Source organism: uncultured Granulicatella sp. (genome assembly GCF_963515095.1).
Classification (GTDB): Bacteria; Bacillota; Bacilli; order Lactobacillales; family Aerococcaceae; genus Granulicatella.
Genome location: NZ_CAUPXD010000053.1, coordinates 1 through 5,182, shown reverse-complemented (window position 1 = coordinate 5,182; position 5,182 = coordinate 1). Strand labels below are relative to the sequence as shown.

The 5,182-nt window shown below is 28.5% G+C and carries 6 protein-coding genes; all 6 read right to left on the bottom strand.

Annotated features, from left to right (window positions below; genetic code table 11):
- Positions 1 to 199: 199 nt before the first annotated feature.
- Positions 200 to 1,228 carry a DNA/RNA non-specific endonuclease gene (locus RWL86_RS08210; RefSeq protein WP_314078741.1) on the bottom strand — a complete coding sequence of 343 codons (1,029 nt, stop codon included), beginning with the start codon at positions 1,226 to 1,228 and terminating at the stop codon, positions 200 to 202.
- A 308-nt stretch (positions 1,229 to 1,536) separates the two neighbouring features.
- Positions 1,537 to 1,878, bottom strand: a complete 342-nt coding sequence (locus RWL86_RS08205; protein ID WP_314078739.1) for a PTS lactose/cellobiose transporter subunit IIA — start codon at positions 1,876 to 1,878, stop codon at positions 1,537 to 1,539.
- Between the two features lie 4 nt (positions 1,879 to 1,882).
- Positions 1,883 to 2,200: a PTS sugar transporter subunit IIB gene (locus RWL86_RS08200; protein WP_314078737.1), complete on the bottom strand. Its 318-nt coding sequence runs from the start codon at positions 2,198 to 2,200 to the stop codon at positions 1,883 to 1,885.
- A gap of 1 nt (position 2,201) precedes the next feature.
- A complete protein-coding gene (locus RWL86_RS08195) occupies positions 2,202 to 3,506 on the bottom strand; it encodes a PTS transporter subunit EIIC (protein WP_314078735.1) in 1,305 nt (434 codons plus the stop codon).
- A gap of 12 nt (positions 3,507 to 3,518) precedes the next feature.
- Complete coding sequence (locus RWL86_RS08190) at positions 3,519 to 4,133, bottom strand: hypothetical protein (RefSeq protein ID WP_314078732.1); 615 nt, start codon at positions 4,131 to 4,133, stop codon at positions 3,519 to 3,521.
- A 91-nt stretch (positions 4,134 to 4,224) separates the two neighbouring features.
- Entirely contained in the window at positions 4,225 to 5,157 is a 933-nt protein-coding gene (locus tag RWL86_RS08185) for a PTS sugar transporter subunit IIA (protein ID WP_314078730.1), read from the bottom strand.
- Positions 5,158 to 5,182: the final 25 nt, after the last annotated feature.

Sequence of the window (5,182 nt, the reverse complement as noted above, 5' to 3'; positions counted from 1 at the left end):
TCGCACACCTGTACTAAACTAATTTTTTCGGGACATTTTAACTTGCGCTTGACAGTGTTTTACAAAAAGAATTATTTTTATGTCAAACACAAGTGATATAGAAATGACTTTTCCTAGTAACACGAATATCACTAAGACTCGCTTTTGCGTGTCTACTTGCGTCCATGCTACATGGAAAAGTCAAATTCTATAATATCTATTACCATTCTAAGCCTGCTTCTCTAATTTCTTTCTTAGAAGCATACTTACCATTTGGTCTGTGCCATCTGCCTCTAGAATCTTTAAAATATCCATATGCATTAGATGAGCCGACATTTGATTTTTGCTTTTCTTGATTTTCTTTTTGAATTCTTTCCTGTTCTTCTTTTTTAGCTTTCTCTTGTTCTTCTCTTTGAGCTCTTTCTTCTTCTTTTTTAGCCTTTTCTTCGGCTTCCCTCTCCGCTTTTTCTTTTTCTTCTCTTACTTTTTGACTTTCTACCGTATTTGTTGCAGTTCCATCTAAATAATTTATCTCTACATTATCTGAAATATTATCTAAAACGACATGAGTTACAGAATATTGATCTACCTTCTCCTTAGTACCACCTAATTTAATTTCTAAAAGAGTTCCATTTTCATCTATACCAACATATTGTAGCTCAATCTGTCTTGGAATTAATTCATCATCTTGATAAATTGGTGTTACTTTATAATCCAAATAGTAATTAGGATGAGTAGCAAGCCATGAATCTAATTTATTTTCATAAAAAATCATACTATTCTCATTAGAATCATCTATTCCAGTATAGTTTCCAGAATTTAGCCAGTTAGTCATCGGAACTAAATTTCTTTTTTCATCGTTTAGTCCACTAAACTGATATCCAATTAGATGACCTCTACTCATCAACCATGCATCTTTTGCTCCATCACCATAATAGAATTTATAGTTGTGCCATCCCACAGGATCATATGTCAGCTTAGAATTTCTTTTTTGTTTTGGCTCATCACTATTCTTGAGTTGAATATGAGCACCTTTTGCACGTGATAATGAATCCAATTCTTCCAGTACTAATTGTTTTTTATTTTCAAAAGGTAATAAACCTGCTTCTTTAAATAAATTTTCATCGAACTTTACTTGTTGCTGCTCCACTTTTTCTACTGGTTCTTTTGTTACCTCTTTAGTACCAGAACATCCAACAAGTGTAATCATAGACAATAACACAACTGTAAGAGAATGTAGTCTTTTCATGTAAAAACCTCCTTATTATCCAATAAATGTTTGTGACTTAAATGTCATTATACTGAAAAAGAATATTCTACTCAACAAAAATTAGAATTATCAATCCATAAGGGAACTTTTTGAGTATAGAAATTTTTAAATAAGTCACTCTCCTAAACACTCCCTTGTTACGCCAAAATAGAAAAGGAATTAATTAACTTGAAATTAATTAATTCCTCTGATAATTCTGCGTTATTATTTATAGTTTACAATGGGCATACTTTTTAAAGTAGTTTCAAATAAGTTAACTATTTGAAAAATCAAATACTTTATAAAATTTACACTTTTGAATTTAATTTAGTTTCTAACATGTTTACTTTTTCAGTTAATTTTACAATTTCCTTAGTTAAATCATTTATTACCAAACTTGTCATTAAATGATCCTGACTGTGAATTGTTATTAGATTTAACTGTACATCACTTTCATTTGCTTCTAAACATATTAATTTTGTTTGATCATTATGAGCTTCTACAAGAGATAAATGAGCTTGCTTCAAACACTCTTCACATTTTTCCTTATCATTCTTAATGATACTTTCAATAGCTTCTAATGATTTACTTCTCGCCTCACCTGCATTTATTATAATAGACATAACAGTTTGTACTTGTTCATCATTCATAACTTTAACCTTCTGAAATCAAATTTAATGCATCATCTAATACCTTAGCACCGTTCATAGAACCATAATCAATTATATTGATTATGGAGAATTTTACACCTAATTGAGAGCATTTTTCTTTATATTTTTCTTCCAAAAACTTAACTTGAGGTCCTAATAAAACTAAATCAATTTTTTCAGTTTCTAACACTTCTTCTGCTTGTGCCTCTGCTTTTGCAAAGATTGAAACTTCTATATTTTTTTCATCAGCTACTTTTAACATTCTAGATACCAACATACTAGTACTCATTCCAGCTGAACAAACTAACATTATTTTTTTCATATTATTTTACTCCATTTTTATCTAAAAGAATTTGATTTTTTTCTTGTATTTTAAAGAAAGGATAGTATATAAATACACTAATTACTACTAACACCAATGTGAATATTACATTTCTCCAGTCAAAACTAGACAAATATGCTTGAGCAAAAAATGGTGTGAAAGATGGATCAACTAGATAACCATTTGATATAATATTTAGATTTTCTGCAACATAAGTTAGTAATAATGAAACAATTGGTGTTAAAATAAATGGAATTCCTAAAATAGGATTAAAAACTATTGGAAGTCCAAATATTACTGGTTCATTAATTGAGCAAATACCTGGTATAAGAGACAACTTACCTATTGTTCGATATTGAGGAACTTTACTTTTCATCATTACTAAAACTAATCCTAGTGTATTTCCTGCACCACCTAATACTGCAATTCTAAACATCTGTAGGTTCATAGCATGAGTCATAAGTTCTCCATTAGAAAATTGTTCTGCATTTAAACCAGTTTGTGCAATTCCTAATGTAAATACTATTGGGAATATAATTGAACTTCCATTTATTCCAAATAACCATAACAATTGTCCAATGGTAACAATAATTATAAAGCCCCAGATACTTCCTGCTACATTTATTCCTGGTGTTAAAATTTTCATAACAATGGCAGGGAATTTATCACCTAAATAACTAATAAACAATAAATTGGTTCCATAGAAAATAATTATATTTACTAATAAAGGTAACAATGAATTTATAAAATTTGATACCATAGGTGGAACTGTATCAGGGAGTTTAATTTTAAAATTATTTTTTTCAAATAATCTTGTTAATTCTACTGAAATTAATCCAATAATAATCGCAATAAATAGACCATTAGAACCTAAAAATTCAGTATCAATTTTTCCTTCTACTACCTTAGTACAAACCAACAAATAAGACACAATAGCAATTAAACCATTTGTAGCAGCATCAAGTTTATAATTTTTTGCTAACGAATAAGCAATTCCGAATACACTCAAAATTCCAATCAAACCAAATGTTAAATTATAAGGAAGTGTAATTGCATCATAATTTTGAACTGCCCAATTTTTCCATAGAGCTAGAAATTTCAAAATAAAATTCGCATTATTAAAATCAAAATTATCCATATTAATTGGAGGATTTGCAATAATCAAAAAGAACGCGCCAATTACCATAAAAGGTAAAGAAAAGAACATACCTGATGATATAGCTTTTAAGTGTCTCTGATTAGCCAACTTATATGCGAATGGACTTAATATATCATTTAACTTTTCAAGAAAAATTTTTTTACTCATGATAAAACTCTCCTAACTTTGCCAATTATTAAATTTAAACTCTGTTTCAGTTCTACTACTTGAATAATATTTTTCTAACAGTTTTTCATATTCTTCTTTATAATTATTGTCTACTTCTGCTTGAGGAAAGACTTTACTCGCTTCCTTTAAAAAGTGTTCAGAACCTCTACCAAGTTCTTGGCCTCTTAAAGTATGTTTATCTAAGGCAATATCAGGTATCTCTGGAACATATCCCATTGCAAAATTTTTTATAATAATATTTTTTAGTAAATCAGATGAGCGATCTTTCATAGATTCACACATTAATCTAATTGCATGAATAAAGAACATTGCTCGATCTGGTTCGGCATACAAAAATTCTTTTCTCATTGTATTTAAAGATTGAACAATTACTGCCATCTGTGGATTTCCCATTCCAACATCTTCTACTGAAATTGCTAATAATCTTCTCCATAATTTTTCTTCCATTTGAGGAGATGTAATATACATTTCATATGCAAACTCGCATGCTTCTCTTTCTTTTCCCCTACGTATACTTTTTTGTAATGAAGAAATCACCTCATCAGCAGCTAAATCATTTCTTGTTCTCATACGAGCCCAAGGATCACTTACATATTTTTTACTCATTTTTTATTCCTCCTTCTTTATTTATGGTTTTATTATAGTTCTGGCATATATTAAACTCCATACAAAAAACTACCGTATATAAAACGGTAGTTTAGTGTAATATCTCTAATAAAGCTTCATACGAGGAATTATTAATTAGATAGTTTATTCTATTCTCATCAAAAAAGACATTACTAATTTTATCGTAGAATTCTTCAAGATTTTTATTTTTTTCATTACCTATAGAAATCAAAAAAACAACTTGGACTTTGCGACTCTCCCATAAAATAGGGCGTTTTAATGTTGCAACTACAACAAAACTAGACTCACTCATCATTTCATATGGGTGAGGAATTGCTACTAAATTTTCTAAATCAGTTTTCCCCATTTTTTCTCTTATAAGAACTGATTCTAAAAAATTATCATTAGTTAAATTATTTTTCTTAGCACAATTGCACATTTCCTGTATTATATCTTCTTTTTTATCTAAATCTAAATTTGAAATAAATAATTCTTTCGAAAAGTACTTTAACCAACTCTCAGAAACAGAATTTTCTAACTGCTTCCGATATTTATTTATGTCTTCTTTTCTTGGAAATAAATTAATCTCTAGTATTGGAACCTTAAACTTCATATTTAGGTGTATTGTAGTAAAAATGTAATCAATATTATTTTTTTCAAAATCAATTTTTTTTATATCTTCAACACTACATTCATAAATGTTTCCTAAAAAATCTCCAAAGTTTCTTTTACATTTTAGTTTTAAAAGATTACTACTCCTCAAACCTGATTCACAAACTAAAATTATATTTTTCTTTCGTTTATTCTCATTTTTCTGTTCCAATGACAATGCAAAAATAATTGCAATTAAACCAATTTCTGCCTCTGGGAGTCGCTTATTATAATACGATTCTAATATAATACTTCCGGTAAGCGCAATTGTATATGATAAAGAGTATTCTCTTTTTAATTCATCTAATAAAGGATTTTTGATAAAAATATCATATTTTATTCTAATGCCGAATTGTAAAATGAAGTGCAACAAAAAACATAACTATCTGATATACTTA